Source organism: Mycobacterium angelicum (assembly GCF_002086155.1).
Classification (GTDB): Bacteria; Actinomycetota; Actinomycetes; order Mycobacteriales; family Mycobacteriaceae; genus Mycobacterium; species Mycobacterium angelicum.
In genome coordinates, this window is sequence record NZ_MVHE01000380.1 from 1 (window position 1) to 287 (window position 287).

The following is a 287-nucleotide window of genomic DNA, read 5'->3' on the forward strand; positions in this document are numbered from 1 at the left end:
CCCGCACCCTCAGCAAACCCCGTCCCATCCGCACCCGCCGCAAACGACTTACACCGCCCATCCACCGCCAACCCCCGCTGCCGAGAAAACTCCACAAAAATCCTCGGCGTCGCCATCACCGTCACCCCACCCGCCAACGCCGCCGAACACTCACCCGCCCGCAACGCCCCACACGCCTGATGCACCGCCACCAACGACGACGAACACGCCGTATCCACCGTCACCGCCGGCCCCCCCAACCCAAACACATACGCAATCCGCCCCGACACCACACTGGCCTCAGTACC

1 protein-coding gene is annotated in these 287 nt (G+C 66.9%); it reads right to left on the reverse strand.

Annotation, left to right across the window (positions count from 1 at the left end; all coding sequences use genetic code 11):
- Positions 1-287, reverse strand: a 287-nt coding sequence (locus BST12_RS29885) for a beta-ketoacyl synthase N-terminal-like domain-containing protein (protein ID WP_139802124.1), incomplete at both ends; no start/stop codon positions are given.